The 4,155-nt window shown below is 65.9% G+C and carries 4 protein-coding genes; all 4 read left to right on the forward strand.

What is annotated here, in order from left to right; translation table 11 throughout:
* Positions 1 to 129: 129 nt before the first annotated feature.
* The 4 genes from urtC to ACO1XS_RS21990 all read left to right on the forward strand — a co-directional run bounded on the left by urtC (position 130) and on the right by ACO1XS_RS21990 (position 4,006).
* Positions 130 to 1,359: an urea ABC transporter permease subunit UrtC gene (urtC, locus tag ACO1XS_RS21975; protein WP_486391701.1), complete on the forward strand. Its 1,230-nt coding sequence runs from the start codon at positions 130 to 132 to the stop codon at positions 1,357 to 1,359.
* The gene (gene urtD, locus ACO1XS_RS21980; RefSeq protein WP_331571674.1) at positions 1,359 to 2,198 is read left to right on the forward strand and encodes an urea ABC transporter ATP-binding protein UrtD; all 840 of its coding nucleotides are present in this window, start codon (positions 1,359 to 1,361) and stop codon (positions 2,196 to 2,198) included. The genes urtC and urtD overlap by 1 nt, the downstream gene beginning before the upstream one ends.
* 71 nt (positions 2,199 to 2,269) lie before the next feature.
* On the forward strand, positions 2,270 to 2,962 hold the full coding sequence (gene urtE, locus ACO1XS_RS21985) for an urea ABC transporter ATP-binding subunit UrtE (protein WP_486391702.1): 693 nt from the start codon (positions 2,270 to 2,272) through the stop codon (positions 2,960 to 2,962).
* Positions 2,963 to 3,238: 276 nt separating this feature from the next.
* Entirely contained in the window at positions 3,239 to 4,006 is a 768-nt protein-coding gene (locus ACO1XS_RS21990; RefSeq protein WP_486391703.1) for an urease accessory protein UreD, read from the forward strand.
* The last annotated feature ends 149 nt before the right edge of the window (positions 4,007 to 4,155 follow it).

Here is a 4,155-nt window from a genome sequence, read left to right on the forward strand (position 1 = left end):
CAAGGCGATCGAGCCGTTCTCGGGCCCCGTGCTCGCGAAAATTGCCGTGCTCGTGCTGATCGTGCTGTTCATCCAGAAGCGTCCGCAGGGGCTGTTCGCCCTGAAAGGACGCAGCGCATGAGGCAAGCCATGACTTCCACCACCACGCTTCATTCCAGCGCGGGCCCCGCGCCGGCACTGGCGGGCAACGACGCCAGCGCCGGCTTCGCGCTCGGCTTGCCGCCACGCCGCGCCTTGTTGCCGCGTCAGGCATGGGCCGCTCTTTTCGCACTCGTCCTTGCCATCGGCATCGGTGTGCCGTTCGCGTCGCTCGTGCTGCCGGCATCGAGCCCGTTTCATCTCTCGGCCTATGTGCTGACGCTCGGCGGCAAGTTCATGTGTTACGCGATCGCCGCACTGGCGCTCGACCTGGTCTGGGGCTACTGCGGCATTCTCAGCCTCGGTCACGGGCTCTTCTTCGCGCTCGGCGGCTACGGCATCGGCATGTACCTGATGCGCTCGATCGGACACGATGGCGTCTACGGCAGCGATCTGCCCGACTTCATGGTGTTTCTCAACTGGCATGCGCTGCCCTGGTACTGGCACGGCACGGAGCACCTCGCCTACGCACTCGCGCTCGTCGTGGTGGTCCCCGCGCTGCTCGCGTGGACGTTCGGCTTCTTTGCGTTTCGTTCACGCGTGCAAGGCGTGTATCTGTCGATCATCACGCAAGCGCTCACGTATGCGGCGATGCTGCTCTTCTATCGCAACGAAACCGGGTTCGGCGGCAACAACGGCTTCACGGATTTCAAGCGCATCGCCGGTTTTTCGATCACGCATCCGGGCACGCGCACGGTGCTCTTTTTGCTGACGTTCGCCACGCTCGTGCTGGCGTTCATCGCGGCGCGCGCCATCGTCGTGTCCAAGCTCGGGCGCGTCGTCACCGCGATGCGCGACAGCGAGACGCGCCTCATGTTTCTCGGCTACAGCCCGCTTGCTTACAAGCTCTTCGTCTGGACCTTGTCCGCGGTGCTCTGCGCGATCGCCGGCGCGCTTTATGTGCCGCAAGTCGGCATCGTCAATCCGAGCGAGATGTCGCCGGCCAACTCCATCGAAATGGCGATCTGGGTCGCCGTCGGCGGACGCGGCACGCTGCTCGGGCCCATCGCGGGCGCGATCGCCGTCAACGGCGCCAAGAGCTTGTTCACGGCCTACTTCGCCGAGTACTGGCTCTTTTTCCTCGGCGCGCTGTTCGTGATCGTGCCGCTCGTCATGCCACGCGGTCTCGCGGGTCTTGTCGAGACGCTGCTTGCGCGCATGCAAGGCGCGCGAGCCGGTGCTCGTGCGTCGACGCTTATCGAGGGGAGATCGAAGTCATGATGCCCTCCACCGATACCCCGCTCGATTTGCACGCGCTCTCCGGCACGGCGGCCATGTCGCATGTGCTGACGCCCGGCGAAATCGACGTATCGCACGGCACGATTCTCTATGTCGAGGATGTCACCGTCAGCTTCGACGGGTTCCGCGCACTCGACAATCTTTCGCTATCGCTGGACGCCGGCGAGCTGCGCTGCGTGATCGGACCGAACGGCGCCGGCAAGACCACGATGATGGATGTCGTCACGGGCAGGACACGGCCCGATCACGGCAAGGTCTTCCTGGGCCAGACGCTCGATCTGACGCGCATGGACGAGCCCACGATCGCGCGCACGGGCATCGGCCGCAAGTTCCAGAAGCCCACCGTGTTCGAGCAGCACCCCGTCTGGGAAAACCTCGAACTGGCGATGAAAACCGATAAGGGCTGGTGGGCATCGCTACGGGCGCAACTGACGCGCGAAGCGCAACAGCGCATCGAAGCCACGCTCGAGACCATCGGCCTCGCCGCGCAGGCGCGCCGGCTTGCCGGCGAGCTTTCGCACGGCCAGAAGCAACGGCTCGAGATCGGCATGCTGCTGATGCAGCAGCCCGCGCTGCTACTGCTCGATGAACCCGCTGCCGGGATGACCGACGACGAAACGATGGCGCTCGCCGCCCTGCTGGACCGCTTGCGCGGCACGTGCTCGATGCTCGTCGTCGAACACGACATGGAGTTCGTCGCGGCGCTTGCCGGCGAAGGCGGACGTGTCACCGTCATGGCGGAGGGGCGCGTGCTGGCCGACGGCACGCTCGACGAGGTCAAGCGCAACGATGCGGTGATCGAATCGTATCTCGGCCGTTGAGACGGACCAACGCTCGCACGCGAACAGAAAGACCGAAGAACCGATGAACCGATGAACCGAGGAAGACGTCGATGCTGAACATCACCGGGCTCAACCAATTCTATGGCGGCAGCCACATTCTGCGCGACGTGACGATGGAGGTGCCGAAAGGATCGCTGACTGTGCTGCTCGGGCGCAACGGCGTCGGCAAGACCACGCTTTTGCGCTGCCTGATGGGGCTCGTGCGTGCGAAAAGCGGCACGATCGCCTGGGCCGGCCAGCCGCTCGAAACATTGCCGCCGCATGCACGCGTCGCACAAGGCCTGGGCTATGTGCCGCAAGGGCGGGAAATCTTCGCGCGGCTCACCGTCGAAGAGAACCTGCTCGTGGGCGCCGCGAGCCGCAAGCCCGTATCCCAGGTGCCCGATCGGATCTATTCGCTCTTTCCCGTGCTCGAGCAAATGAGAAAGCGCCGCGGCGGCGATCTCTCGGGCGGCCAGCAACAACAGCTCGCGATCGGCCGCGCGCTGATGAGCGAGCCGCAACTGCTGATACTCGACGAGCCGACCGAAGGCATTCAGCCGTCGATCATCCAGGAGATCGGCCGCACGCTGAGGCAGCTCGTCGACGAAACGGGCATGACGGTGCTGCTCGTCGAGCAATACTACGACTTCGCGCGCTCGCTGGCCGACCGCTACTGGGTCATGCGGCGCGGCGAGATCGTCGCGAACGGCATGGGCACGGAGATGGAGGCGCAAGGCGTACGCGAGATGATCGCCGTTTGAAATTCCATGCGATACGCGCCCCGCACGGCGGCGGCGCACGCTGCAGGCGCCCCCTGCCGCTCGAATGTGCCATTGCCAATCACTTTCGTGTAGATTCGCGGCACCGTCTCTCAGTGTTCAGCAATGCTTTCGCCGCACCCTACCCCTCTCAACGCTTGCGCGCCATCCGACACTGCCGCCGGCGCGCCGGCCACTCCGCATGGCACCACCTCCAGCGGCTGGGATGCGCGACTCGAGCTCGGATTCACCTACCGCGCCGAACGAACGACGCTTTCGATGCGGCGCCACGTCGGGCCGTTGCGCGTGCAGCGCCCGCTCTATCCGGAAGGGCACTCGATCTGCCATGCCGTCATCGTCCACCCGCCCGGCGGCATCGCCGGTGGCGACCAACTCGCCATCGATGTCCGTTTGGATGCCGGCGCGCACGCCGTACTGACGACGCCCGGCGCGACGAAATGGTACAAAGCCAACGGACGCAGCGCGGCGCAGCGTATCGCGCTTCATGTGGATTCGGGCGCGAAGCTCGACTGGCTGCCGCAAAACAACATCGTCTTCGACTCGGCACGGGCGCAGCTCGCCTTCGAACTCGAGATCGCGCCAGACGCCACCGCGATCGGCTGGGACGCCACGCAGCTCGGGCGACAGGCGGCCGGCGAGCGTTGGTCGGCGGGCGAATTCGCGAGTACCACCGCGATTCGCCTCGGTGAACGCGGCCCGTTGCTGTGGCACGAGCGTGCCGCGTTACGCGCCGACGACGCGCTGCGCGATGCATCGCAAGGGCTGGCGGGTTTCGCGGCCTTCGGCACGCTCTGGGCCGTGGGCCCCGCCTGCACGCCCGAGCTCGCCGAGACGCTGGCCGCGCAACTGCCGTTCGACCCGACGTTGCGAGCGGGCGCGACGGCTTTGCCGGGCGGCCTCCTGCTCGTGCGCGCGTTGGGTGCATCGATGGAGGGCATCCAGTTGCTGATGCAGCGCTGCTGGACCGAACTTCGCCCTATCGTTCACGGCGTACCGGCCCGCGCACTGCGGCTCTGGTCGACTTGAGCACGCATCCGCACCAAAGCCACGCATAACGACGACAAACCGTGCATGAACGCACCGCTTCGGTGCGCATCCGACAACGCGAAACGACTGGACTGACCAGTTGGACCAGTCGGAGCAGCGGCCCGCCTCGCTTGGCATGCGGCTTGCTC

It is taken from the genome of Trinickia sp., from assembly GCF_057351765.1.

What these genes read in the sequence shown, in the direction of transcription:
- ACO1XS_RS21990 (WP_486391703.1), top strand. Translation starts at nt 3,239, where the DNA reads ATGCGGCGCCACGTCGGGCCGTTGCGCGTGCAGCGCCCGCTCTATCCG.
- urtC (WP_486391701.1), top strand. Translation starts at nt 130, where the DNA reads ATGACTTCCACCACCACGCTTCATTCCAGCGCGGGCCCCGCGCCGGCA.
- urtD (WP_331571674.1), top strand. Translation starts at nt 1,359, where the DNA reads ATGCCCTCCACCGATACCCCGCTCGATTTGCACGCGCTCTCCGGCACG.
- urtE (WP_486391702.1), top strand. Translation starts at nt 2,270, where the DNA reads ATGCTGAACATCACCGGGCTCAACCAATTCTATGGCGGCAGCCACATT.